The 23,772-nt window shown below is 65.8% G+C and carries 21 protein-coding genes and 1 tRNA gene; 8 read left to right on the forward strand and 14 right to left on the reverse strand.

Annotated features, from left to right (window positions below; all coding sequences use genetic code 11):
* Nucleotides 1–78 precede the first annotated feature (78 nt).
* From ACQ4OD_RS05495 to ACQ4OD_RS05510, 4 genes are all read left to right on the forward strand, one after another.
* Entirely contained in the window at nt 79–615 is a 537-nt protein-coding gene (locus ACQ4OD_RS05495) for an RNA polymerase sigma factor (RefSeq protein ID WP_139669465.1), read from the forward strand.
* Nucleotides 608–1,570, forward strand: coding sequence for a FecR family protein (locus ACQ4OD_RS05500; RefSeq protein WP_139669467.1), 963 nt, complete (start codon nt 608–610; stop codon nt 1,568–1,570). Before ACQ4OD_RS05495 ends, ACQ4OD_RS05500 begins: the two co-directional genes overlap by 8 nt.
* Before the next feature lie 78 nt (nt 1,571–1,648).
* A complete protein-coding gene (locus tag ACQ4OD_RS05505) occupies nt 1,649–4,012 on the forward strand; it encodes a TonB-dependent siderophore receptor (RefSeq protein ID WP_430943998.1) in 2,364 nt (787 codons plus the stop codon).
* A gap of 7 nt (nt 4,013–4,019) precedes the next feature.
* Nucleotides 4,020–5,615 (forward strand): alpha/beta hydrolase-fold protein, encoded by a 1,596-nt coding sequence (locus ACQ4OD_RS05510; RefSeq protein WP_430943999.1) that lies wholly within the window; start codon nt 4,020–4,022, stop codon nt 5,613–5,615.
* A gap of 134 nt (nt 5,616–5,749) precedes the next feature.
* Here the strand turns inward: ACQ4OD_RS05510 and ACQ4OD_RS05515 are convergent, their stop codons facing one another.
* From ACQ4OD_RS05515 to ACQ4OD_RS05540, 6 genes are all read right to left on the reverse strand, one after another.
* Nucleotides 5,750–7,450, reverse strand: coding sequence for a SulP family inorganic anion transporter (locus ACQ4OD_RS05515; protein ID WP_139669473.1), 1,701 nt, complete (start codon nt 7,448–7,450; stop codon nt 5,750–5,752).
* Nucleotides 7,451–7,638: 188 nt separating this feature from the next.
* Nucleotides 7,639–7,712 (reverse strand) — tRNA-Gly (locus ACQ4OD_RS05520).
* A 115-nt stretch (nt 7,713–7,827) separates the two neighbouring features.
* The gene (locus tag ACQ4OD_RS05525) at nt 7,828–8,712 is read right to left on the reverse strand and encodes an alpha/beta fold hydrolase (RefSeq protein ID WP_139669475.1); all 885 of its coding nucleotides are present in this window, start codon (nt 8,710–8,712) and stop codon (nt 7,828–7,830) included.
* Nucleotides 8,713–9,090: 378 nt separating this feature from the next.
* Nucleotides 9,091–9,783: a pseudouridine synthase gene (locus tag ACQ4OD_RS05530; RefSeq protein WP_430944000.1), complete on the reverse strand. Its 693-nt coding sequence runs from the start codon at nt 9,781–9,783 to the stop codon at nt 9,091–9,093.
* Between the two features lie 32 nt (nt 9,784–9,815).
* Nucleotides 9,816–10,037 carry a cysteine-rich CWC family protein gene (locus ACQ4OD_RS05535; RefSeq protein ID WP_198755325.1) on the reverse strand — a complete coding sequence of 74 codons (222 nt, stop codon included), beginning with the start codon at nt 10,035–10,037 and terminating at the stop codon, nt 9,816–9,818.
* The gene (locus tag ACQ4OD_RS05540; RefSeq protein WP_430944001.1) at nt 10,030–11,520 is read right to left on the reverse strand and encodes a sensor domain-containing diguanylate cyclase; all 1,491 of its coding nucleotides are present in this window, start codon (nt 11,518–11,520) and stop codon (nt 10,030–10,032) included. The genes ACQ4OD_RS05535 and ACQ4OD_RS05540 overlap by 8 nt, the downstream gene beginning before the upstream one ends.
* A 212-nt stretch (nt 11,521–11,732) precedes the next feature.
* On the opposite strand from ACQ4OD_RS05540, the gene ACQ4OD_RS05545 reads away from it, so the two are divergent.
* A complete protein-coding gene (locus tag ACQ4OD_RS05545) occupies nt 11,733–12,170 on the forward strand; it encodes a hypothetical protein (RefSeq protein ID WP_139669481.1) in 438 nt (145 codons plus the stop codon).
* Between the two features lie 27 nt (nt 12,171–12,197).
* Here the strand turns inward: ACQ4OD_RS05545 and ACQ4OD_RS05550 are convergent, their stop codons facing one another.
* Nucleotides 12,198–13,304: an enoyl-CoA hydratase/isomerase family protein gene (locus ACQ4OD_RS05550; RefSeq protein WP_139669483.1), complete on the reverse strand. Its 1,107-nt coding sequence runs from the start codon at nt 13,302–13,304 to the stop codon at nt 12,198–12,200.
* 128 nt (nt 13,305–13,432) lie between these two features.
* On the opposite strand from ACQ4OD_RS05550, the gene ung reads away from it, so the two are divergent.
* Nucleotides 13,433–14,125 carry a uracil-DNA glycosylase gene (gene ung / locus ACQ4OD_RS05555; protein ID WP_139669485.1) on the forward strand — a complete coding sequence of 231 codons (693 nt, stop codon included), beginning with the start codon at nt 13,433–13,435 and terminating at the stop codon, nt 14,123–14,125.
* A 35-nt stretch (nt 14,126–14,160) separates the two neighbouring features.
* On the opposite strand, the gene ACQ4OD_RS05560 is transcribed toward ung, so the two are convergent.
* From ACQ4OD_RS05560 to ACQ4OD_RS05580, 5 genes are all read right to left on the reverse strand, one after another.
* Nucleotides 14,161–15,186, reverse strand: a complete 1,026-nt coding sequence (locus tag ACQ4OD_RS05560) for an AbrB family transcriptional regulator (protein ID WP_110697708.1) — start codon at nt 15,184–15,186, stop codon at nt 14,161–14,163.
* Complete coding sequence (locus ACQ4OD_RS05565) at nt 15,179–16,693, reverse strand: tripartite tricarboxylate transporter permease (RefSeq protein ID WP_110697710.1); 1,515 nt, start codon at nt 16,691–16,693, stop codon at nt 15,179–15,181. The genes ACQ4OD_RS05560 and ACQ4OD_RS05565 overlap by 8 nt, the downstream gene beginning before the upstream one ends.
* 3 nt (nt 16,694–16,696) lie before the next feature.
* Nucleotides 16,697–17,155 carry a tripartite tricarboxylate transporter TctB family protein gene (locus tag ACQ4OD_RS05570; protein ID WP_102681581.1) on the reverse strand — a complete coding sequence of 153 codons (459 nt, stop codon included), beginning with the start codon at nt 17,153–17,155 and terminating at the stop codon, nt 16,697–16,699.
* Between the two features lie 95 nt (nt 17,156–17,250).
* Entirely contained in the window at nt 17,251–18,231 is a 981-nt protein-coding gene (locus ACQ4OD_RS05575) for a Bug family tripartite tricarboxylate transporter substrate binding protein (RefSeq protein ID WP_046856875.1), read from the reverse strand.
* Nucleotides 18,232–18,262: 31 nt separating this feature from the next.
* Nucleotides 18,263–19,552, reverse strand: coding sequence for an OprD family porin (locus ACQ4OD_RS05580; RefSeq protein ID WP_198755782.1), 1,290 nt, complete (start codon nt 19,550–19,552; stop codon nt 18,263–18,265).
* A gap of 200 nt (nt 19,553–19,752) precedes the next feature.
* On the opposite strand from ACQ4OD_RS05580, the gene ACQ4OD_RS05585 reads away from it, so the two are divergent.
* Both ACQ4OD_RS05585 and ACQ4OD_RS05590 read left to right on the forward strand, forming a co-directional pair.
* Entirely contained in the window at nt 19,753–20,424 is a 672-nt protein-coding gene (locus tag ACQ4OD_RS05585) for a response regulator (RefSeq protein WP_038705540.1), read from the forward strand.
* Nucleotides 20,417–21,796, forward strand: a complete 1,380-nt coding sequence (locus ACQ4OD_RS05590; protein WP_430944002.1) for a sensor histidine kinase — start codon at nt 20,417–20,419, stop codon at nt 21,794–21,796. The genes ACQ4OD_RS05585 and ACQ4OD_RS05590 overlap by 8 nt, the downstream gene beginning before the upstream one ends.
* A 43-nt stretch (nt 21,797–21,839) precedes the next feature.
* Here ACQ4OD_RS05590 and ACQ4OD_RS05595 read toward each other — a convergent pair whose 3' ends face one another.
* Together ACQ4OD_RS05595 and ACQ4OD_RS05600 are read right to left on the reverse strand one after the other, a co-directional pair.
* Complete coding sequence (locus tag ACQ4OD_RS05595) at nt 21,840–22,646, reverse strand: HDOD domain-containing protein (protein ID WP_102681585.1); 807 nt, start codon at nt 22,644–22,646, stop codon at nt 21,840–21,842.
* A gap of 55 nt (nt 22,647–22,701) precedes the next feature.
* The gene (locus ACQ4OD_RS05600) at nt 22,702–23,643 is read right to left on the reverse strand and encodes a YgfZ/GcvT domain-containing protein (protein ID WP_139669492.1); all 942 of its coding nucleotides are present in this window, start codon (nt 23,641–23,643) and stop codon (nt 22,702–22,704) included.
* Nucleotides 23,644–23,772 lie beyond the last annotated feature (129 nt).

Here is a 23,772-nt window from a genome sequence, read left to right on the forward strand (position 1 = left end):
AACATGATGCTGGCGATGGCCGATTGACATGTGTGAGAATGATAGGAATTCCTATTAACGGCCTTCGCCACATCCGCAATGACCTCCCTTTCCAGCGTTTGGCACGCCCGGCCAGCTCTCAAGGCGGCCGTCGACGACCTGCTTGCCCATTACAGCGATCTGCGCCGCTACCTCTGCGGGCGGCTGCGCAACCCTGACGACGCCGCTGATATTGCCCAGTCCAGCTTCGCCCAGGCGTACGCCCATGCGCTCAACGCACCGGTAATCAATGCCCGGGCCTTACTATTCCAGGCGGCGCGCAACTTGTGCATCGACCAGCACCGTCGGCGTAGCACCGAACTGGCGGCGCTGGAAGACTGGCTGGTACGGGCCGACTGGCTCAGCCCCAGCGTGGAAGAGATCATGATCGCGCGCGAACAGCTGCAGCACCTGATTACCCGCATCGAACGCATGCCCAAACTTCGCCGCGAAGTGTTCGTTCGCGTGCGCCTGCACGGCCACAGCCACCGTGAAGTGTGCGAGGCCCTGGGGCTGTCGGCCAAGTCGGTCGAGCTGCATATCGCCCGGGCGGTCTTTGACCTGTCCGAACTGCGCCTGGCGAGCCGTCATGACTGAGCCGGCCGCGCCACGCAAGGTGCAGCAGGCGCTGGTCTACCTGGCTGCGCTGCAAGGGGATGATCCCGAACGCGTGCGCAAGACCCATGGCCTGGCGCAGCGCTGGCGCGGACGCAGCGCCGAGCATGAGCGCGCCTGGCTGGAGGCGGAGCAGCGCTGGCAACTGGTTCATCGCCTCGCTCCGCAACTGCGTGGCGTCTTGCAACCACAAGCTTGTGATGCGGGACGTCGGCGGGTGCTGCGCCAGGGCGGCACGCTGGCCTTGCTGCTGGCCGCAGGTGGCTGGCTGGGCTGGATGTACAAGCGCACCGCGCCGTTCCGGCAGGACCTGCAGACAGCCCACGCGCAAGCCCCGCAGGCCTTGGCATTGCCCGATGGCAGCCAGTTGCTGGTGGCGGCCGAAAGCAGTCTGCGCGTGCGTTTCGATCATGGCCAGCGCCAGGTCCTGCTACTGCACGGCAACGTCTTCTTCGATGTGGCCCATGAGCTGTGGCGGCCATTCCTGATCAGTACTCGCCTCGGCTTGGTGGAGGTACTGGGCACCGCGTTCACGGTCAGCGACCGTGGTGGCCAAGTCCAGGTGGCCGTAGCCAGGGGGCGGGTGCAGGTACGCGACCTGCAGGGCGGTGAACAGGTGCTGCTGGCTGGCGAGCGCATCTGCCTGGAGGGCGAAGGGCGGCTGGGCAGCCTGCGCGCCGGTGGCCAGTATGGGCCCGACCAGGCGCATTGGCAGCGCGGTTGGTGGTCGTTCACCGACCAGCCGCTGGTCGAAGTGATCGACGAGCTGAACGCCTATGTCGCGCAGGCCGTGAAGGTCGATCCCGGGCTGATCAACCTGCGATTGACCGGGAGTTTCCCCAGTGACCGGCCTGAGGTATTGCTCGATGCCTTGCCGGGCATCCTGCCGGTCAGCGTGCAGGCGTTGGATGGGCACCGTCTGATCGTGCCGCGCTGATCCTCTGAAAATCGTTTGAGGGGTAAACCGCCGCTGCCGCGTCATCAGCTGTGAATCCACCTCCTGCAAGGACTGATCATGTCGCTTTTCACCTCCCGCTTCCCCGGTCCCCTGCGGCGCCTGGCCCTGGCCTGCGCCCTGGGTGGCAGCGGCCTGGCCCTGGCTGATAGCCAGCCGCTGAACCTCGACTTGCCGGGCCAGTCGCTGGAGGCCACGGTGCATGCCCTGGCCCATGCCTCGGGAGTAGCGATCGCCGCCGACAGCCGTGTATTGGCCGGGCGTAGCACACCTGCCTTGCAGGGGCGCTACACAGTGCTGCAGGCGCTGAGCCAATTGCTTGCTGGCAGCGACCTGGTGGCGCTGGAGGAAAACGGCGTGATCATCTTGCGCGGCCCGACCGACCAGGGCGCCCTGACATTGGGGACGACCACGGTCAATGCCTCTGGCTTCAACAGCGACCTGCCGGAAAGCTACAGTGGCGGCCAGGTCGCCCGCGGCGCGCGCATCGGCATGCTGGGCAACCGCGACTTGATGGACACCCCCTTCAGCGTCACCGCCTACACCGCCAAGACCATTGAGAACCAGCAAAGCGGCACGGTCGGCGCAGTACTGCGCAACGACCCGTCGATCCGCTTCAGCACCGGCGAAGGGCATGCCTACGAGAACTTCATGATCCGTGGCTATGCGCTGGACTCCACCGAGCTGGCGCTGGGTGGTCTCTACGGTCTGGCGCCCGATGGCCATGTGCCGACCGAATTCCTCGAGCGCGTCGAAGTGCTCAAAGGGCCGGGTGCGCTGCTCAATGGCATGGCGCCCAACGGTGGCGTGGGTGGGGTGGTCAACCTGGTGCCCAAGCGTGCCGGCGACACGCCGCTTACGCGGCTGACCAGCAGCTACGTGTCCGATGGCTATGTCGCCGAGCATATCGATGTCGGGCGGCGCTTTGCCGAGGGGCGCTTCGGCATTCGGTTCAATGGTGTCTACGGCAGTGGCGACACCGGCGTCGACGAGCAGTCCAAGGACCGCACCTTGGCGGCGTTGGCACTGGATTACCGAGGGGACGACTTCAAGCTCGAGCTGGATGCCTACGAAAGCCACGAGAAACTGGAGAACGGCAGCCCGATGATGGCCGGCTTCAGCGGCCTCAATCAGGTAACCCGCGCACCCAAGCCAGACACCAACATCCTCGAAGGCATCCACGCCCGGCAGATCAGCAAGGCCGTGGTGGTGCGTGGCGAGTACCAGCTCGATGACAGCTGGACCGCCTACGCCAGCGTTGGGGGCGCCCGCACCCGCTACGATGGCTTCCTCAACGGCACCCGGGTGGTGGTGAACAAGGCCGACGGCACGGCGACGGGCGAAACCTACAACCAGGCCGGTTATACCCATAGCCTGTCGACCGAGGCCGGCCTGCGCGGTAACTTCATGACCGGTCCGGTCAGCCACCAACTGGTGCTCAGCACCACCTTGCTGCACCAGGACATCGGCCGTGCGCCGACGGTCACCGGTGCCAAGTACCCCACCAACATCTACCACCCGGGCAAGGCGATCATCGCGGGTGACCACGGCAGCAGCAGCAAGACCGGCGACAACACCCTGTCGAGCTTTGCCGTGGCCGATACCCTGGGCTTCATGGACGAGCGTGTGCTGCTCACCCTCGGGGTGCGTTCCCAGCGGGTGCGGCAAAAGATGAGCAACCCTTCGTACGACGAGCGCAAGCTGACCCCCGCCGTGGGTATCGTGCTCAAGCCCTGGGAGGCGCCGGTATCGCTGTATGCCAACTACATCGAAGGCCTGACCCAGGGTGGCATGGTCACCGACCAGAAGGCCGCCAACTATGGCGAGCAGTTCGCGCCCTATGTCGCCAAGCAGATGGAGGCCGGGGTGAAGTGGGACCTGGGCGACTTTACCCACACGCTGGCGGTGTTCCAGATCGACAAGCCCAGCATGATCTACGACAAGCCCAGCAATCGCTACACCGATGACGGCGAGCAGCGCAACCGTGGCGTGGAGTGGACGATGTTCGGCGAAGTCATCCCTAGCGTGCGCCTGCTCGGTGGCGTGACCTATACCCGCGCGGTGCTGAGCAAGACCGCCAATGGCGCCATGGACGGCAACACCGCCCGCGGCGTGCCGGCCTGGTCGGCCAACCTCGGCGCCGAGTGGGACCTGCCTGGGGTCGAGGGCCTGACCCTGACCGCCCTGGGTATTCACAGCAGTTCCCAGTACCTCGATTCCGCCAACCAGTTGAAGATCCCGCAGTGGACCCGCTATGACCTGGGCGCACGCTATGCGACCAAGGTGCTGAGCAAGGACGTGACCCTGCGCGCCAGCCTGGAAAACGTCGAGAACCGCGCCTACTGGGCCGGTGTGTTCAATGATGGTTATGCGACTGTCAGCGAACCGCGCACGCTCAAACTCTCCGCCAGCGTCGACTTCTGAGGTGAGCATGCAGCGATTGAAGCGCTTGGGCGGAGCATACCTGCTGGCCACGCTCTATTCGACTCTGGCCCTGGCGAGCACGTATGCCGATCTCGAGGTTGGAAAACCGGTTGCCGGCCAGGTCGGCGCAGCGTATCCGCCAGCCTGGCAATTGGCGCTCAAGGCCGGAGACCTGGTGCGTGGTCGGCTCGACGGTGACGTCAGCCTGCGCCTGCTTGATGCCGAAGGGCGTTCGTTGCGCCTGCTGATCGACGGCCTGGACCAGCCCCGCGAGTTCCTGTTCGTCGCGGCGCAGGATGGTCGTTACGCGGTGCGCGCCGAACCCCTGGAGATCCGCCCGGCGGCGCGTTTCAGCCTGAGCCTGGAGCAGGTCCTGCCTGCCGGCGAGCAACGTCGTACACCGGCGGCCCTGCTCAGCCCGACCCTGCGCGCCCTGCAGCAGCACCTGGCAACGGGTGGCACCAGCGAAGCCTTCTGGCAGGCCCGGGCCGTTGAGGGAACGCCGTTGGTCGAGGCCATTGCTGGGCAACCCGGCAAGCGCTTGGTCACCTTCCTCTGGCGCGGGGCACGGGACAACGTGAGGATGTTCGGTGCCCCCACAGGCAATCACGAACCGCTGTCCCGGCTGGGCGCGAGCGATGTCTGGTTCCACAGTTTCGAGGTACCTGCGACGACCCGCCTGAGTTATCAGATGGCGCCGGATGTGCCGGTGTCCGACGACCGCCGGGTGATCCTGGCCAGTACCCGGCGCGATCCGTTGAACCCGAATACCTTCGCCGACGGCAGTGGCGACGCCTGGTTGTCGCGTTCACGGCTGGAACTTGCGGATGCGCCGCCCCAGCCGTGGGTGGCCGAGCGTGCCGGGGTGGCCCGTGGCAGCCTGGAGCGCAGGCGCTTGGCCAGCGAGGTGCTGGGCAACGAGCGCGACATCTACCTCTACCGCCCGGCAGGTTGGCGCCGGGGCAAGGCCGACCAGGCCTTGCTGGTGCTGTTCGATGCCCATGCCTACACCCGTCAGGTGCCGACGCCGACGATACTCGACAACCTGATTGCCGACGGCCTGATCCCGCCCACCGCAGCGCTGATCATCGCCAACCCCAGCAGTGAAAGCCGCGAACGGGAGTTGCCGCCCAACCCACTGTTCGCACGGTTCATGGCCGAGGAGTTGATGCCTTGGGCCAGCCACCAGGGGCTCGCGGCACCAGCCTCGCGCACCGTGGTGGCAGGGTCGAGCTATGGCGGTCTGGCGTCGGCCTACCTGGGCCTCAGGCACCCGGAATTGTTCGGCAATGTGCTGAGCATGTCCGGTTCCTACTGGTGGCCGATGGCCGGTGACGAATCTGGTTGGCTAACCCGCGAGTACGTCAAGGCACCGCGCCAGCCGTTGCGGTTCTACTTGCAGTCGGGTCTGTTCGAAGGGCCGAAAATTCTCGACACCAACCGCCACTTGCGCGATGTGTTGCTGGCCAAAGGGTACCGGGTGGAACAGGTGGAGTTTCCGGCTGGACATGACTATTTGCAGTGGCGGGGGAGCCTGCCCTGTGGGTTGATCAGCTTGCTTGGGCAGGGGACACAGGCTGTTGCGGGGGCTTGTGTGCCGTAACGCAAGTGTTCAACGATGGATCGTCTGCGTCTATGAGATCGAGCGCCGCGCGGGCGGCGCTCGATCTTGAGAGCGCTGCAAGACCATCGCCTGGCACCCGCCCGCCCAAATGGGATCGCAAGCCCCCCCCTCCCTCAATCCGCAGCACCCTCCCGCCGAGCCCTGTTGCGCCATACCCGATACGCCCGAATCCCCGCCCGGACCGAGCCGAACAGCAGTTTCTCCTCCATCTCCCGCGCCATCCCGGAACGCACCAGCATGCGCAGGAAAGTGCCACGGGCGCGGGCGATGGCGAAATGGATGCCCTGGGCGGCGAGGGTGTCGCGTACCTCGCGCAGGGCGGCGATGCCGCTGACGTCGATGCTGGTCACCGCTTCGGCATCGAACAGCACCACCTGGGTTTTCTCCACGTTCTGCACGGCTTCGAGCAGGCGCATCTTGAAGTAGTCGGCGTTGAAGAACAGGATCGCATCGTCGAAGCGGTACACCACCAGGCCTGGCACGGTACGGGCATCCTTGTGCTGGCGCACGTCCACTTGGCCTTCGATGCCCGGCACCCAGCCAAGCACGGCGTCGGTGGGCTGATAGATGCTGTACAGCAGGCGCAGGATGGCCAGGGTCACGGCGAACACGATGCCCGGCAACACGCCCAGGCCGAGTACGCCGACCGTGGTCAGCAGGCACAGCCAGAACTCGAAGCGGCTGAGCTTGCGGATGGTCTTGAGTGACTTCACGTCGATCAACCCCCAACCGGCCATCAGCAGCACGGCGCCCAGCGCGGCCTGGGGAATCCAGGCCATGGGCGCGGTGAAGAACAGCAGGATCAAGGCGATCACCAGGGCTGCGATGATGCCCACCAGCTGGCTCTTGCCGCCGACCATGTCGTTGACCGCGGTGCGCGAGTCGGCGCCGCTGATGGCGAAGCCCTGGGAGATACCGGCGGCCAGGTTGCTCACACCCAGGGCGAGGAACTCGTGGTTGGCGTTGATCGCGTAGCCGTGGCGGGCGGCGAAGCTGCGGGCGGTGAGCATGGCGCTGCAGAAACTGATGGTGGCGATACCCAGGGCGTCGCGCAGCAGGCTCTTGGTTTCCGCCAGGGAGCTCTGTGGCCAGGCCAGCTCGGGAATGCCCGCCGGCACCGGGCCGAGGATCGCCACGCCGAAACGGTCCAGGCCGAACAGTCCGGCCAGGGCGGTGAATACCACCACGGTCACCAGCGCCGCCGGCAGCCGCGGATAGCGCCGTGGCAGCCAGATCAGCAGGCTCAGGCCGGCCAGGCCAATGGCTAGCGTCAGCCAGTGGATCTCGCCAAGGCGCTGGAAGAAGTTGATCAGGCTGAGGATGAAACCGTCGCCTTCGATCTTGAAACCCACCACTTTCGACAACTGCCCGGCGAGCAGGCTCAGGCCGATGCCGTTGAGGTAGCCGATGAGGATCGGCCGCGAGAAGAAGCTGGCGATAAAGCCGGCCCGCGCCACCCCGGCGGCGATCAGCATCACGCCCACCAGCACGGTGATGATTACCGACAGCTCGGCGATGCGTTGCGGGTCGCCCATGGCCAGCGGTGCCACGGCGCCGCCGATCATGGCGCAGGTGGCGGCGTCCGGGCCGACCATCAACTGCCGTGAGCTGCCGACCAGGGCATAGACCATCATCGGCAGCACGCAGGCATACAAGCCGTACTGTGGCGGCAGGCCGACGATCTGCGCATAGGCGATGGCGATGGGGATCTGGATCGCGGCCACCGACAGGCCGGCCTGCAGGTCAGCGTGGAACCACTCGCGGCGGTAGTGCAGCAGGTTGGCCAGACCCGGTAGCCAGCGGGAGAGAAACATGCGCAGTCCTTTGGAGGTGCTTCACAAAGCGTAGCGGTCAGTCGCCACGAACAATTGGGCATTCAAGCCAATCGGCGCGGCTATGGCCATGGGCCAGATCAACAAAGGCACGTTGGAAACGAAAAAAGGAGCCGAGGCTCCTTTTGACTGCGACGACGTTACTGGAACGTCGTACGGGGAATGCGAGATGGAGCGGGTAGAGGGAATCGAACCCTCCTCAATAGCTTGGGAAGCTATAGTTTTACCAATAAACTATACCCGCTTCGAAGCCAGACTTTTTACCAGAACCCTCCTCGAATGAGAAGCCCAAGGTTGTAAAAAAGCCTGTCGGCGGCCCGTAGCCTGCGGGTAGCGAGGGCTACAGGACGCCGATGCGCTCAGATCGCCAGTGCATGCTGGCTCGGTTCCTGTGCGTAGCGTTGGCGCGATTCTCGCTGGGCCGGCTTGAGGAAGCCGAGCATGGCATCGCGGGTGTCCTCGCAGGCGGTCTTGTGCTCCATGTCCAGGAAGTGGCCGGCGCCCTGGATCACGCTGAACTGGCTGCGTCCGACATGGCGGCTGAACTGGCGGGCATCCTCGACGGTGGTGTACTCGTCGCGGTCGCCATTGATGAACAACACCGGGATATCGATGTTGCGCGCTGCCTTCAGTGCCCGCTCCAGGTCGTGATCGAGCACCTGGTTGATGTGGAAGAGCATCTGCGCGTACTCATGGCTGTCCAGGCTGCTGACGTGCCGGTAGTTGAAGCGCTTGAACAACGACGGCAGGTACTTGCCGATGGTGTCGTTGACCAGGTTGCCCACCTGGTAGCGGTCGCAGGCGGCCAGGTACTGGCAACCACGGTCCAGGTAGTCGCGCATCGGTTCGTTGATCACCGGCGAGAACGAGCTGACGATAGCCTTTTTCACCAATCGCGGCTGGTGCGCCAGGGCCAGCAGGGTGCAGGCGCCACCCCAGGAGAACGACAGGACATGATCGGCACGGAAGTGCTCGATCAACTCGAGCAGGATATGCGCCTCGGCCTCCTTGGTCAGCAACCGTTCATGACGGTTGTGGGGTTTGGACTTGCCGGCATACGGCTGGTCGTACAGCACCACGTTGAACTGCGGATGCAGGCTGCGCACTGTCTGTGCAAAGGACGCCGTGGTGGCCAAAGAGCCATTGATCAGGATGATCGTCTTCTCGGCGCCCTGCGCGCGATGGAACTCCGTGTAAACCCGGTACTGCCCTTGGATATCAAGTACAGCGATTTCTGGCCTCATGTCATCGACTCCTGGCGCAAAAAGGGTATCCGCGTCACCTGGTGGCCTGCGTGGTCGCTTGGCGGGCTGGCGCCGAACCGACCGGACTGGCCATCAGGGTGCACGTGCTTTATGACAGGTAGGCATTCGCCTGGAACTGAAAACCGGTGGGCCCTTGTGTCGATCCTTGACGCTGGTGTCGACGGTATTGTTGTGGCGGGCGATTACCGTGCCCCAGGGCATCGAGACCCCGGGTGGCCGGTAAAGGGCGTCTTGGACTACGGCTGTGACTGGTTGGTCACATGCAGACCGACGAGTTAGCAGTCAAGCAGCGCGGTCAGGATCGCGCAAGTGCCGTTGGGACAATCTTTCGTGGGATACCGCCGAATGGTGATCGGCTCAGACCGAGGCGATTTCCTCGTCGGTCAGCGTCCTGAACTCTCCAGGATGCAATATCGGGTCCAGTGTGATCGACCCCATGCTTTCCCGATGCAGCCCCACCACCTTGTTCTGGAAGTGTCCGAACATCCGCTTCACCTGGTGATAGCGGCCCTCGACGATGGTCAGGCGCGCGCTGCGCGGGCCGAGGATATCCAGCTGCGCGGGCAGGGTGGTGAGGTCTTCGAAGGCGAAGTAGAACCCTTCACGGAACTTGTCGATGTAGTGCGCACCAATCTCGACCTCGGTGTGCACCAGGTAGGTCTTGGGCTGCTTGGTCCGTGGCTGGGTCAGGCGCCGCGACCACTGGCCATCGTTGGTCAGGATCATCAGTCCGGTGGTGTTGTAGTCCAGGCGCCCGGCGATGTGCAGCTCATCGCGCAGCGCCGCCGGCAGCAGGTCGAGCACGGTGCGGTGCTGCGGGTCCTGGGTGGCGCTGACGCAACCGCTGGGCTTGTGCAGCATCAGGTAGCGTGCCGGGCGCCCGGCCTGGTGTACCTGCTCGTCCACTTCGACGCGGCTGAATTCACGCACCTCCAACAGCGGGTCGGCGGTCGCCATGCCGTCCACGCGCACACGCCGTTGCGCCAGCAGCAGACGCACTTGCTGGCGGTTGTAGCAGGGCAGGTTGCCGAGGAATCGGTCGAGGCGCATGGTGGGCCGCTTGCAGGAAACCGGCGCGCAGTCTAACGGATCGTGCGCGCTTGCGCTGCCTTGAGCTGTGCGTCCACCTGTGCGCAGCGCGGGCACAGGCAGGCCTTGTTGCGCAGTTCGGCGGGCAGGGCTTCGATGACTGCCGAGTCGATGTCCACCTCGAAGCACCAGCAGCCTTGCATGGCGTTGCGCGGGTCGGCCAGGCCGCATTGGTTGAGGGCGCCGCAGGCGGGGCAGCGTTGCGGGTCAGGCATGGTCGGTTCCGGGCATCTCGTTGCAGACGCGGTTGCGTCCGCCTTGTTTGGCACGATAAAGGGCGTGGTCGGCGCGGGTCAGCAGACTGTGCAGGCTGTCGCCGCGCTGCAGGGCGGACAGGCCGATGCTCGCGGTCAGGCGCAGTGGCTGGTCGGCATAGCTGAAGGTCAGCTGCTCGGTGCGCCGACGGATCTTCTCCGCCACTTCGATGGCCTGGCGGCCTTCGGCTTCACGCAGCAGCACGATGAACTCCTCGCCGCCCCAGCGGCAGAGTATATCGGACTGGCGCAGGCTGCCCTGCAGCACATTGGCGAACTGGCGCAGCACTTCGTCGCCGGCCAGATGGCCGTGGGTGTCGTTGAGGGCCTTGAAATGATCGAGGTCGATCAGCAGGGCGACCAGCGGCGCGCTGTCGCGCTGGGCCTCGACCAGCGCCTGGCCGGCCAGCAGGTCGAAGCTGCGGCGGTTGGGCAGGCCGGTGAGGCTGTCGAGGGTGGCCAGCGCCTCGGCGTTGTCCTGGTGGCGCTTGACCATGGCGTTGAGCAGTGACAGCACGACCAGGGTGATCATCGCGCAGATCGCCAGGTTCAGGTACAGCGACTGGCGGATGCGCTCCAGGGCGCCGGTCTCGCGCTTGTCCACCAGCAGGTACCAGCCCAGCTCCGGCAGCAGGCGCACGTTGAGGAAGTGGCTGTGGCCGTCGTTGTCGGTGTACTCATGGCTGCCGGTGGCGGGTGTCGGCATGCGCGCCAGCAACGCCTGCCACTGGTTGCTGTCGGCCAATTGCTGGCCGGCGCGCAAGCCGTGGGGGCCACCGTCGGATCCGGTCAGCAGGACCTTGCCCTGGGCATCGGTGAACAGCACCGAACGCTGGTACCTGCGTTGATAGTCGTCGATCAGGCGTACCACCGACTCCACGCTCAAGCCCACCCCGGCGGCCCCGATGAAGCGTTGCTGGTAGTCGAGCACGCGGTGGTTGATGAACACGGTGAGCTTGTCCTGGTTGGCCATGTCCAGGTCGACATTGATCTCGTAGGGTTTGTTCGACTGGCGCAGGCGGAAGTACCAGGCGTCGCGCCAGGCATCGGGGCGTACCTGCTTGAGTACGCCCTTGGCCTGGTAGTAGGTGAGGCTGCGGTCGGAAACGAAGAAGCTGGTGCAGGTGACCTGGCTGCCCATCACTTCGCCCAGGTAGCGGGTGACGCGCGTGGTGTCCTGTTCGCCGCCCAGTACCCAGTCCCGCAGGAAGGTGTCCTGGGCCATCATCGATGAGATCAGCACCGGGCGAATCAGGTCTTTCTGGATTTCCGAATAGACCGTGTCGGAGGTCAGCGGCAGTTCGGTGTTGACGATCACGTCGCGGATCGCCCCGCGCGAGGCGTAGTAGCTCAGCAGCGAGGTGGCCAGGAAGCCGCAGGCCAGCAACAGCAGCAGGGCAAGGATCAGCGAGCGTTGCGAGAACAGGGCGGAGGGCGAAGGCATGATCTTCCCGTGAAGTGTGCCGGTGGCCACATTCTAGTGAGATGACCGAAAAATGACTGCATGTTTTTCAGGGTTATACGACCTGTTTCAATTTGTTGCAGAAATGGCACCGAACCCTGGCGCGACTGTCTTATCCAGTGTCGATGAACGCATTGCCGTCGACGCCCGCCAGCGCCGCTGTGCCGGGCACCCCTGCGGTCCAGGAGGCCGCCATGTACCCACGAATCCTGCTCATCGTCCTGCTTGGACTGCTGACATCCGCCTGCGCCCCTTACTATGCGGGCGACGGCTACTACCGCCGTGACTACTACACCAGCGATCGCTATGTTTACCCTGGCTACTACCGTCAGGATCGCTACGATGTGGCGCCGCAGCCACGCTATTACTACCAGCCCGCGCCGCGTTACTACCGGCCCGCACCAGTGCCACAGTACCGCCCGTATCCGGCACCCGGCGTGCAGCCGCGCTGGCAAGGCAACCCGCGCTACGACTATGGCAACCGCCAGCGCTACGACTATGGGCGCGATCGCGACCGCCACGACTATCGCAATGATGATCGCCGAGGTGATCGCTGGCATTCGAACGGGCAGGGTAATCGCGACCGTCGACCAGACGGCGGGCGAGGTGGCGAGCGGGGCTGGTCGCGTTGACCGAGTGCGGACACGCCCCGCGATGCGTCATCCCAGTTCCGCCAACGGATGCCGCCCCTCCCAGACCTTGCTGAAATGCGCCTCCACCACCGCCGCTGGCACCTGCGCCACATCCGGCCAGTGCCAGTGCGGGGTGTTGTCCTTGTCCAGCAGGCGCGCGCGCACCCCTTCGCTGAACTCCGGGTGACGGCAACAGTTCAGGCTCATCGTGTACTCCATCTGGAACACCTGGGTCAGCGAAAGGTACCGAGCCCGACGGATCTGTTCCCACACCAGGTGCGCCGTCAACGGGCAGCCCTCATGCAGGCGTTGACCCGCCGCCGCCAGCAACGGATCGGCATGCCGGGCCAGGCCGGTCAGAGCGCGCCAAGCCGCGACGGGGTCGGCCACGTCGAGCACTTCGTCGATCACGGCCCGACGTGCCAGCCATTGCCCTTCGGGCAGCTCCACGCAGGCACGGTGTTGTTCGGCCTTGAGCAGGCTGTTGAGCTGCAGGGCGGTCTGCTCCTGCCAGTTCAACTGCAACAGCTCTTCGATCAGCGCCTCCTGCTGATGCTCGCCCAGGAAGCGGTCGGCGAGGCCCATGTCCAGCGCGTCGCGGGCATTGAGGGGCGCGCCGGTGAGCCCCAGGAACAGGCCAAGCTTGCCGGGCAGGCGGGCCAGGAACCAGCTGGCGCCAACGTCGGGATACAGGCCGATACTGATTTCGGGCATGGCCAGGCGGCTGCTGGGAGTGACGATGCGCACCGCGGCGCCTTGCAGCAGGCCCATGCCGCCGCCCAGCACATGACCATGGCCCCAGCACAGCAGAGGCTTGGGATAGGTGTGCAGGTGATAGTCGAGACGGTATTCACGGGCGAAGAAGGTCGCAGCCAGCGGTGGCACGCTACCGGGGTGTTCGCGGCAGGCCTGGACCAGGGCCCGCACGTCGCCGCCGGCACAGAAGGCCTTTGGCCCGTTGCCGCGCAGCAGCACGCAGACGATCCCGGGGTCGCTGGCCCAGCCGCGCAGCCGTTCGTCGAGCACTTCGATCATGGGCAACGTCAGGGCATTGAGCGCCTTGGGCGCGTCCAGGGTGGCGATGCCGATACGGGCGCCGTCGGCGCCGGTCAGTACCTCGCATTGAATGGACATGGGCTACCTCGCGCAAATCATCCCCTCAGTATGGCCTGCCGCGCCGAAGCTGCCGGTCGTCGGTCGGATCGATTGACAAGCCGGCCAGGCTTTCCTAGTGTCGCGGCACTTTGCTTTTGGATGCCCCCATGACCGACGATGATCGCATCAAACTCGAGCCCAGCTGGAAATCCGCGCTGCGTGCCGAGTTCGACCAGCCCTACATGCATCAGCTACGCGAGTTCCTGCGCGGCGAATACGCCGCCGGCAAGGAGATCTACCCGCCCGGGCCATTGATCTTCAACGCCCTCAACTCCACGCCGCTGGAGCAGGTCAAGGTGGTCATCCTCGGCCAGGACCCGTACCACGGTCCGGGCCAGGCCCATGGCCTGTGCTTCTCGGTGCAGCCGGGCATCGCCACGCCGCCGTCGCTGGTCAATATCTACAAGGAGCTGCAGCGCGACCTCAACCTGCCGATCCCCAGCCACGGCTACCTGCAAAGCTGGGCGGAGCAGGGCGTGTTGCTGCTCAATACCACCATGACCGTGGAGCGGGCCAATGCGGCTTCGCATGCGAAGAAGGGCTGGGAGTTCTTCACCGACCGGATCATCCAGGTGGTCAGCGAGCAGTGCCCGAATGTGGTGTTCCTGCTGTGGGGCGCGCATGCGCAGAGCAAGCAGAAGCTGATCGATGCCAGCAAGCACCTGGTGCTCAAGTCGGTGCACCCGTCGCCGTTGTCGGCCTACCGTGGGTTCTTTGGTTGCGGGCATTTCAGCCGCACCAACAGCTTCCTCGAGCAGCGCGGGATGGCGCCGATCAATTGGGCGTTGCCGCCGTTGTGAGCTGAAAAAGAGGGCTGCGAAGCGGCCCTTCCTGCTCAGAGCCTGGCCCACTGCCGGAACAACGGCTCGGCCAGGAACAGCACGAACAGCAAGCGCATCACCTGCAGCGCCGTTACCAGCGGCACCGACAGTTGCAAGGTCTCGGCCGTCAGGCTCATCTCGGCGATGCCCCCGGGCATCATGCCCAGCGTCAGCGAGCGCAGGTCCAGGTGCGTCAGCAGGCTCAGCGCCCAGGCCGCGCCGGCGGCGATCAACATGCACAACGCCGTGGCCAGCAGGGTGCGCCCCAGGAACGACGGCGCCCGGCGGAAGAACGCGCGGTTGAAGTGGCAGGCCAGGCCACTGCCGATCAACCACTGGCCGATCTGGCTGGCGCCGTTGGGCAGGCCGATCTGCAGGTTACCCGCCAGGCTTGCGCCGGCAGCCACCAGCAACGGCCCGAACAGCCAGGGGTTGGGTTGGCGCAGGCGTTGCCACAGCAGTGCCATGAGCACCCCAAGCGGCGCAATCAACGCCAGCCAGCCCCAGCTTACGCTGCCCGCATGGTTCAGCGGCACGCCGTCGCCCAGCAGCAGTTTGAACAGCGCCGGCACGCACAGCACCACCGCCAGCACCCGCAGGCTCTGCGCCGCGGCCACCTGGCTGAGCACCGCGCCATTGCGCGCGCCGAGGTTGACCATCTCGCCCGAGCCGCCCGGCATGCTGGCGAAGAACGCCGTCGCCCGGTCTTCACCGGTGCGCCGCAGCAGCCAGACACTGATTACGCTGGACAGCGTGGTGAACAGCGCGCCGAAGAAGATCAGCGCGAAGTGGCCGGCCACCTGTTCGATCACCGCCGGTGTGAAGTGCAGGCCGATGCCGATACCGATGATCCATTGCCCGCATTTGCGGCCATTGGGGATTTCACTGAGCTGCCAGGGGGTCAGGCAGCGCACCAGGATGATCGCCAGCAAGGAGCCGACCATCCAGGGCAAGGGCCAGCCGACCTTGCTGGCGGCAAAACCGCCCGCAAGGCCGACCAGCCCGGTGGCCCAGAACAGCGGCAACGACCGGTCAGGCATCGGCCATGGCCCGGCGCTGCAGGGCACGTTTGCGCCAGCTGCGCAGCAGCGGCAGGCTCAGCATGCACACCACCAGCACCCACACGCCCATGCTGATCGGGCTCGACCAGAGGATGCCCAGTTCGCCGTTGGAGATCGACAGCGCGCGGCGCAGGTTCTGTTCCATCAAGCCGCCGAGGATGAAGCCCAGCAGGATCGGCGACAGCGGGAAGTCCAGCTTGCGCAGGATGTAGCCCATGATGCCGATGCCGACCATCAGGAACAGGTCGAAGGTGGTGGCATGCACCGCGTACACGCCGATCGCGGTGATGATCGCGATCACCGGCACCAGTGCCCAGTTCGGCACGGCGAGGATGCGGGTGAAGATGCGGATCATCGGGATGTTCAGGACCACCAGCATGATGTTGGCGATGAACAGCGAGGCGATCAGGCCCCAGACGATGTCCGGTTGCTGTTCGAACAACAGCGGGCCGGGGGTGATGTTGTACAGCGTCAGGGCGCCGATCATCACCGCGGTGGTGCCCGAGCCTGGCACGCCCAGGGTCAGCATCGGTACCAGGGCGCCGCAGCAGGAGGCGCCGATGGCGGTTTCCGGGGCTGCCAGGCCACGTGCGTCGCCCTTGCCGAACTTGCCTTTGTCGCCGGCGATGCGTTTCTCGGTCATGTACGCCACGGCACTGGCCAGCGTCGCGCCAGCGCCCGGCAACACGCCCATGAAGAAGCCGAGCAGGCCGCAACGAACGTTGACGAAGAATACCGAGGCCGCTTCCTTGAAGTTGAACAGCATGCGCCCGGTGGCCTTGACCGCCACATGGCCATGGTGGGTCTTCTCCAGCAGCAGGAGGATCTCGCTGATCGAGAACAGCCCCAGCACCAGCACCACGAACTGGATGCCGTCGGCCAGGTGCACGCTGTCACCGGTGAAGCGGTACACGCCGCTGTTGGCGTCGATGCCCACCGCCGAGAGGAACAGGCCGATCAGCGCGGCGATGAACGTCTTCAGCGGTTTGTCGCCGGCCATGCCGCCGAGGGCGACGATGGCGAACACCATCAGCACGAAGTACTCCGCCGGGCCGAAGGCGATCGCCCATTTCGCCAGCAGCGGGGCGAACAGCACCATGCCGCAGGTGGCGATGAGGGCACCGATGAACGAGCTCCAGGCCGACAGCGACAGGGCCACGCCGGCCAGGCCCTGGCGGGCCATGGGGTAGCCGTCGAGGGTGGTCATCACGGTGGAGGCTTCGCCCGGGATGTTCAGCAGGATCGAGCTGATCCGTCCGCCGTACTCGCAGCCCAGGTACACCGCGGCCAGCAGGATCAGCGCCGACTCCGGCGGCAGGCCGAGGGCGAAGGCGATGGGGATCAGCAGGGCAACGCCGTTGATCGGGCCCAGGCCCGGCAGCAGGCCGACCACGGTGCCGATCAGGGTGCCGGTCAGGGCGGTGACCAGGTTGTACGGGCTCAGGGCGACGCCGAAGCCCTGGCCCAGGTAGCTCAAGGTATCCATGTGTCAGTTCTCCAGTACGTCGAGCAGGCCGAGGGGCAGGGGGACGTCCATCACCCGGTCGAACAACCAATAGAGGAAGATGCTCATGCCCACCACCACGATGGCGCTGTGCAGCCAGCGGCCACCGTACAGGCGGGCCATGGGCAGGCCGACCAGGATGGCGCTGAGGATGAAGCCCAGCGCCTCGAAGGTGGCGGCGAAGACGATCAGCAGCCCGACGCAGGCGGTGATCTTGATCAGGGTCTCGCGGTCCAGCTCCGGTTCGTCGTCCTTGCGCACGATGGGCGTGGGGCGAATGGCCAGGTACAGCAGGCCCAGGCTCATCAGGCCGAGCATCAGCAGCGGGTAGGCGCGTGGGCCCACCGGTTCGTAGGAGAAGGCGGCCTGGTAGGGCCAGGCCATCACGGCCAGCACGGCGCACAGCGCCAGCAGGACGAGGGCGAAGAGGCGTTGCAGGATCATGGAATAAATCCTCATGGTCGAAGAGCGGGGCGTGGGAGCGGGCTTGCCCCGCGATGGGGCATCGCGGGGCAAGCCCGCTCCCACGGGGTCGATGCTTACTGGATCAACCCGAACTCACGGGCCAATGCCTTGTAGTCAGCCACCTGCTTCTTCACATAGCCGTCCAGCTCTTCGCCGGTCATGGCGAACGGGAACAGTTCGCGCTGGTCACGCAGCTTGGCGAACTCCTCCGAGGCCAGCAGCTTGTCGAACGAGGCCTTCCACCAGGCATAGTCCTCGTCGCTGACCTTCGGCCCGAGGTAGAAACCGCGCACCACCGGCCAGACGATGTCGTAGCCCTGCTCCTTGGCGGTGGGGATGTCTTTCATCTCCGGCTCGTCCAGGCGGTTCTCGGAGAACACCGCGAGGATGCGCATGTTGCCGCTCTGGATGTGCGGCATGGAGTCGGAAATATCGGTGGAACCCACCTGGATATGCCCGCCGAGCAGCGCGGTGGCGATCTCGCCGCCGCCTTCCAGGGCCACGTAGCGCAGGTCGCGTGGGTTGATGCCGGCGGCCTTGGCGATCAGCGCGGTCTGCATCCAGTCCTGGCTGCCGACGGTGCCGCCGGAGCCGATCACCACCTTGCTCGGGTCTTTCTTCAGGGCCGCGACCAGGTCATCGAGGGTCTTGTAGGGCGAGTCGCTCTTCACCGCGATGGCGCCATAGCTGGTGCCGACCGCCGCCAGCCATTTCACTGCGTTCTCGTCGAAGCGGCCGAACTTGCCCTGGGCCAGGTTCAGCAGCGAACCGCTGGACCAGGCCACCAGGGTGCCGGCATCGCCTGGCCGCTGGGCAACCACGGCGTTGTAGGCTACCGCGCCGACACCGCCGGGCATGTAGGTCACGCGCATGGGCTTGCTGAGGATCTTCTCGTTGACCAGGGCGCTCTGCACCAGCTTGCAGGTCAGGTCGAAACCGCCGCCGGGCGAGGCCGGCGCGATGCATTCGGGGCGTTTGGGTTCGGCGGCCAGGGCGTTGCCGGCCAGCAGCAGGCAGCCGGTGGCCAGGACGAGGCGGCGCAGTGAAAATGTCATCGTCTATCTCCGTGAGCGTTGTTGTTATGGGTTACCACAGAGCCACGCTGTAGCTCACCAGCAGCCGCACTTCGTCCGCGTCACGGGCGAAGTTGGAGCGGAAGGTGGCGTTGCGCAGGCGCACGGCGACGTTTTTCAACGGGCCGCTTTGTACCACGTACTTCAGTTCGGTGTTGCGTTCCCACTCCTTGCCCTCGCCGCCGGCGGCGCGGCTGACGTTGTCGCCGCTGATGTAGCGGGTCATGAAGGTCAGGCCGGGGATGCCGAGGGCGGCGAAGTTGTAGTCGTAGCGTGCCTGCCAGGAGCGCTCGTCGGCACCTGCGAAGTCATTGATCTGGACGAAGTTGACCAGGTAGGGGTCGGCGCCGTCGACGTAGGGGAAGGCGCTGTCGCCTGTGAGCTGCTGCCAGGCGCCGCTGACCTTGTGCCCGCCCAGGGTGTAGCTGAGCATGCCGTTGAAGGTGGTGTTGTCGATCTTGCCGGCCTTGGCCGCGCCGGCATCGTCGCTGATCGCCAGGCGCAGGTCGGCGCCCAGGGTGCCCGGGCCCCAAGGCTGGGTGGCGAGCATGCCGATGAAGTGCTGGCGGTAGATGTCGTCGAGCTGGGCGAAGTGGTAGCTGCCGGTGATGCGGTCGGTAAACTGGTAGTCCAGGCCGCCGGTGTCGAAATGGTCGGCGCTGAAAGTGCCGCCGAAGCGACTGTTCTTGTTGTTGAGGGCCAGGTCTTCCCAGTTGGTGTCGTTGCGGTCCTTGGCTTTTTCCAGGCGGGCGCCGGTGAAGGTCAGGCCTTTGATCTCCTTCGAGGTGACCAGGCCGCCTTCGAAGGTCTGCGGCAGGATGCGCCCGTCGTTGGGCTGCAGCGTGGGCAGCTCGGGGATCAGCGTGCCGACCTTCAGTTCGGTCTGCGAGACCTTGACCTTGCCGGTCAGGCCGAGCTTGGAGTATTCGTCGGCAGCCTTGCCGTTGTCGTGGGTCGGCAGCAGGCCGGTGTCGGTGCGGTCCTTGCTGGAGTCGAGCTTGACCCCGAGCATGCCCAGCGCGTCCAGGCCGAAGCCCACGGTGCCTTCGGTATAGCCGGACTCGAAGTTGAGCATGAAACCCTGGGCCCATTCGTCGCGCTTGGATTGCTGCGCGCTGGTGCCGTCGCGGAAGTCGCGGTTGAAGTACATGTTGCGGGTTTCGAAGGTGGCCGTGCTGTCTTCGAAGAAGGCGGCCTGGCTCATGGGCGCGACACCGGCAAGGGCGAAGGCGCTGGCGAGGGCTGAAGGTCGGGCGGCGAGGGAACGGATAGGCGCGTACGCCTGCGGCTGCATGGACAGCATCGTCGGTGACTCCATTTATTGTTCTTATGTGTTTGCACCTTGCTGGTGCTTTTTGCGGCGCGCGGGGCAGCCGTGGTGCGATGCTAGGTAACCAACCTTTCGCTAACCTTTCAGCGTGAAAGGTTTGTTGCGAGGGCTTCACAGCACTCGCCACGGCGGTACACTCCGCGCAAAAAGCCCACCCGAACAGGGAGAATCCGATGCGTGTGCTGCTGGTCGAAGACCACCTGCAACTGGCCGAAAGCGTGGCCCAGGCCCTCAAGAGCCAGGGCCTGACCGTGGACGTGCTGCATGACGGCGTGGCCGCCGACCTGGCCCTGGCCAGCGAGGACTATGCCGTGGCGGTGCTGGATGTCGGCCTGCCGCGCATGGACGGCTTCGAGGTGCTGGCGCGTTTGCGCGGGCGCGGCAAGACCTTGCCGGTGCTGATGCTCACCGCCCGCAGCGATGTGAAGGACCGGGTGCATGGATTGAACCTCGGTGCTGACGACTACCTGGCCAAACCCTTCGAGCTGACCGAGCTGGAAGCAAGGGTCAAGGCCTTGCTACGCCGCAGCGTGCTCGGCGGCGAGCGCCAGCAGCGTTGCGGCCCGCTGGTCTATGACCTGGATACCCGGCGCTTCGGCCTGGATGGCGAGCCGCTGACCCTGACCCAGCGCGAACAGAGCGTGCTCGAGGCGCTGATTGCCCGCCCAGGCCGGGTGATGAGCAAGGAGCAGCTGGCGGCCCAGGTGTTCGGCCTCGACGAGGAGGCCAGCCCCGACGCCATCGAGATCTACATTCACCGCCTGCGCAAGAAGCTCGACGGTCACCCGGTGGCCATCGTCACCTTCCGTGGCCTGGGCTACCTGCTCGAGCACCGCGATGCGTGACAACGGCAGCCTGCGCGGGCGCCTGCTGGGCAACCTGGCGTTGCTGCTGGTGGTGCTGATGCTGGCCAGCGGCCTGAGCGCTTACTGGAATGGCCGCGAGGCCGCCGACACCGCCTATGACCGGACCCTGCTGGCGTCGGCGCGGACCATCGCTGCCGGCCTGTCGCAGCGCGACGGCACCCTCAGCGCCGATGTGCCCTACGTGGCCCTGGACACCTTCGCCTATGACAGCGCCGGGCGCATCTACTATCAGGTGCTGGACATCCACCAGAAGCTCATCTCCGGCTACGAGCACCTGCCCCCGCCACCGCCGGGCACGCCGCGCACCGACGACTATCCGGCACTGGCGCGTTTCTACAATGCCACCTACCTGGGTCAGGACGTGCGTGTGGTCAGCCTGCTCAAGGCGGTGAGCGAACCGAACATGAACGGCATGGCCGAGATTCGCGTGGCCGAGACCGAGGAGGCGAGGGTGCGCATGGCCCGCGGGCTGATGGCCGACACCCTGCTGCGCCTGGGGATGCTGGCCTTCGGCGCGCTGATGATGGTGTGGTTCGCGGTGAGCGCCGCCCTGCGTCCCCTGGAGCGCTTGCGCACGGCGGTGGAAGAGCGCCAGCCGGACGACCTGCGCGCCTTGCCGGTGGTACAGGTGCAGCGCGAACTGGGGCCGCTGGTGCGTGCCCTCAACCATTTCACCGAGCGGCTGCGTGGCCAGTTCGAGCGCCAGGCGCAGTTCATTGCCGATGCCGCCCATGAGCTGCGCACGCCGCTGGCGGCGCTCAAGGCGCGAGTCGAGCTGGGGCTGCGTTCACGGGAGCCGGAGGAGTGGCGAAAGACCCTGGAGGCGGCAGCCCTGGGCACGGATCGGCTCACCCACCTGGCCAACCAGCTGTTGTCGTTGGCGCGGGTGGAGAACGGCGCCCGGGCCATCGCCGAGGGCGGTGCGCAACGCCTGGACCTGAGCCAGCTGGCCCGCGAGCTGGGCATGGCCATGGCGCCGCTGGCCCATGCCCGCGGCGTTGCGCTGGCGCTGGAGGCCGAGGCGCCGGTATGGCTCAAGGGCGAGCCGACCTTGCTCAACGAGCTGCTCAGCAACCTGGTGGACAATGCTCTGGCCCACACCCCGCCAGGCGGTGACGTCGTGCTGCGGGTGCTGGCGCCGGCGGTACTTGAAGTCGAGGACGATGGGCCAGGGATTCCGCAGGATGAGCGTGAGCGGGTGTTCGAGCGCTTCTACCGGCGCAGCGCCCAGGGCAGCGGGCTGGGGCTGGCCATCGTCGGCGAGATCTGCCGGGCGCACCTGGCGCAGATCAGCCTGCATGACGGCGCGCGCGGCGGGTTGAAGGTGCGGGTGAGTTTTATCGCGGATTGATGTCGGCTATCGCGGGGTTTGTCCCGCGATCAGCCCTGTCGATTCAGCGCAACATGCTCCGCGCATCCAGCAGTTCGGCGATATCCAGCTCGGTGCCATAGGGCAGCCCCAGATGCCGGTAGGCGGGCAGGGCGGCCAGTGGCCGGATGCGCTCGCGCTGGCAGATGCAGCGGGCGATCTGGACGATATCGATGTAGTCGATCTGGTCGGTGCGCCGGTCCAGGTCCTGCACCTGGCTGGGCAGGCTGACCAGTTGCTCGGGAAACTCCCAGGCGCTAAGAATCTTGTCGCCCAGCACCGGCTGGATCTGTTCGATCACGAAATGCAGGCAGATCGGGTCGGAGAGCAACTCGTTGTGCTCCTCGGCATAGATCAGCACCGGCAACGCGCCGATCTGGTGCACCAGGCCGCCGAGGGTGGCCTGGTCGGGCTTGAGCTGGGTGTAGCGTCGGCACAGTTCATAGCTGATGCCTGCCACATCCAGGCTGTTGGCCCAGATATCACGCAGCTTGTGTTCAACCGCCGGGGCGCGGGCATGGAAGATCTGCTCGATCACCAGGCCGATGGCCAGGTTGCAGCTGTAGTTGATGCCCAGGCGCGTGATCGCGGTGTGCAGGTCGGTGACTTCGACGGCGGCGCGCAGCAACGGGCTGTTGACCACCTTGATCAGGCGTGCCGACAGGGCGGCGTCGCGGCCGATCACCTTGCTCAAGGCGGACACGCTGATCTCGCTGTCTTCGGCGGCTTCGCGAATGCTCAGGGCGACTTCCGGAAGCGTCGGCAGGACCAGGTCGTCCCGGTCGATGGCGGCGAGCAATTGCGCTTGGACCTTCTCGGCCAGCTTGTTCATGGACTTCTCTACGGCAAAGGTGGTGCAGCCCCGGCGTAACGCCGGGGCGGGCTGGTCAGCGCTGGATTTCCCGGTCGCGGTCCAGTTCGTAAGGCAGGTCGAGCAGCGTCAGGCGCGGGCCTTCCAGGCTGTCCAAGTGCAGGTTGTCGTCCGCCACGGCATCGGCGCTGAGCACGGCCAACAGTTCGACGGCGCTGCCGGTGCTGGCAGCGATCACCACCTCGCCGACCGACGAGCCGTGTGTCGGCGAGAAGATCTCGGCGCCCGGCTCGGGTACCGCTGTCTCGGCCAGCGCCAGGCGATACTGGCGGCGTTTGAGCTTGCCCAGGTACTGCATGCGGGCGACGATCTCCTGGCCGGTGTAGCAACCCTTCTTGAAGCTCACGCCATCGACGGCCTGCAGGTTGATCATCTGCGGGATGAACAGCTCGCGGGTCGGGCCCATGACCTGGCCGATGCCGGCGCGCACCTGGCCAAGCAGCCAGTCGTTGAGCGTGCCCTCTGGCAGCGCGGCGGCGAGCGTCCCGCGCACGGCGCTGGCCCGGTCGGCAGGCGCCCACAGTTCGACCCGCCCGGCCGAGGCGCGGATGGCGATCAGGCCATCATGACGTGCGGTCGCGCCGGCCTCGTCCGCCACGCTCAGGCTCAGCGCCTGCAGGGCCGCGTCGCCGTGCTGCAGGCCGAAGCGCACCCAGGCGGCGCTGTCGTCGCTCAGCGTGGCCTTGGAGAACACCGCGTACTTCTTCAGGTCGGCCAGTTGCGCCTCGAGCAGCTCGCTGGCCATGGCCAGCAGGTAGCCATTGCCCTCGGGCAGGATACGGAAACTAGACTGCATGCGGCCCTTGACCATGCAGCGGGCACCGAGGCTCGCATGGGCTTCGCTGAGGTAGCTGATATTGCAGGTCAGTTGACCCTGCAGGAACTTGCCGGCGTCGGAGCCGCGGACGGCGAGGATGCCCTCATGGGAGAGGGAACAGAAGAAAGCGGAATCGGCCATGGGTCATCGCGGTAGCTAAAGACTGGCGGCCATCATAGAACGCCGGTAACAAAATAGGTAGGTGAGTAGACCAACGCCTTGTGCCGCTTCATTCGCTGCGCGGTATACTGCGCGACCATTCGAGGAGGG

This window comes from Pseudomonas sp. WC1, assembly GCF_050586565.1.
In the GTDB taxonomy this organism is placed as follows: Bacteria; Pseudomonadota; Gammaproteobacteria; order Pseudomonadales; family Pseudomonadaceae; genus Aquipseudomonas.

Coding starts and splice junctions, on each gene's coding strand:
- ACQ4OD_RS05530 (WP_430944000.1), bottom strand. CDS start 9,783: ATGCGCCTCGACCGATTCCTCGGCAACCTGCCCTGCTACAACCGCCAG.
- ACQ4OD_RS05590 (WP_430944002.1), top strand. CDS start 20,417: ATGCGTGACAACGGCAGCCTGCGCGGGCGCCTGCTGGGCAACCTGGCG.
- ACQ4OD_RS05565 (WP_110697710.1), bottom strand. CDS start 16,693: ATGGATACCTTGAGCTACCTGGGCCAGGGCTTCGGCGTCGCCCTGAGC.
- ung (WP_139669485.1), top strand. CDS start 13,433: ATGACCGACGATGATCGCATCAAACTCGAGCCCAGCTGGAAATCCGCG.
- ACQ4OD_RS05535 (WP_198755325.1), bottom strand. CDS start 10,037: ATGCCTGACCCGCAACGCTGCCCCGCCTGCGGCGCCCTCAACCAATGC.
- ACQ4OD_RS05545 (WP_139669481.1), top strand. CDS start 11,733: ATGTACCCACGAATCCTGCTCATCGTCCTGCTTGGACTGCTGACATCC.
- ACQ4OD_RS05575 (WP_046856875.1), bottom strand. CDS start 18,231: ATGACATTTTCACTGCGCCGCCTCGTCCTGGCCACCGGCTGCCTGCTG.
- ACQ4OD_RS05510 (WP_430943999.1), top strand. CDS start 4,020: ATGCAGCGATTGAAGCGCTTGGGCGGAGCATACCTGCTGGCCACGCTC.
- ACQ4OD_RS05540 (WP_430944001.1), bottom strand. CDS start 11,520: ATGCCTTCGCCCTCCGCCCTGTTCTCGCAACGCTCGCTGATCCTTGCC.
- ACQ4OD_RS05500 (WP_139669467.1), top strand. CDS start 608: ATGACTGAGCCGGCCGCGCCACGCAAGGTGCAGCAGGCGCTGGTCTAC.
- ACQ4OD_RS05515 (WP_139669473.1), bottom strand. CDS start 7,450: ATGTTTCTCTCCCGCTGGCTACCGGGTCTGGCCAACCTGCTGCACTAC.
- ACQ4OD_RS05570 (WP_102681581.1), bottom strand. CDS start 17,155: ATGATCCTGCAACGCCTCTTCGCCCTCGTCCTGCTGGCGCTGTGCGCC.
- ACQ4OD_RS05600 (WP_139669492.1), bottom strand. CDS start 23,643: ATGGCCGATTCCGCTTTCTTCTGTTCCCTCTCCCATGAGGGCATCCTC.
- ACQ4OD_RS05560 (WP_110697708.1), bottom strand. CDS start 15,186: ATGCCTGACCGGTCGTTGCCGCTGTTCTGGGCCACCGGGCTGGTCGGC.
- ACQ4OD_RS05495 (WP_139669465.1), top strand. CDS start 79: ATGACCTCCCTTTCCAGCGTTTGGCACGCCCGGCCAGCTCTCAAGGCG.
- ACQ4OD_RS05580 (WP_198755782.1), bottom strand. CDS start 19,552: ATGCTGTCCATGCAGCCGCAGGCGTACGCGCCTATCCGTTCCCTCGCC.
- ACQ4OD_RS05525 (WP_139669475.1), bottom strand. CDS start 8,712: ATGAGGCCAGAAATCGCTGTACTTGATATCCAAGGGCAGTACCGGGTT.
- ACQ4OD_RS05585 (WP_038705540.1), top strand. CDS start 19,753: ATGCGTGTGCTGCTGGTCGAAGACCACCTGCAACTGGCCGAAAGCGTG.
- ACQ4OD_RS05505 (WP_430943998.1), top strand. CDS start 1,649: ATGTCGCTTTTCACCTCCCGCTTCCCCGGTCCCCTGCGGCGCCTGGCC.
- ACQ4OD_RS05595 (WP_102681585.1), bottom strand. CDS start 22,646: ATGAACAAGCTGGCCGAGAAGGTCCAAGCGCAATTGCTCGCCGCCATC.
- ACQ4OD_RS05550 (WP_139669483.1), bottom strand. CDS start 13,304: ATGTCCATTCAATGCGAGGTACTGACCGGCGCCGACGGCGCCCGTATC.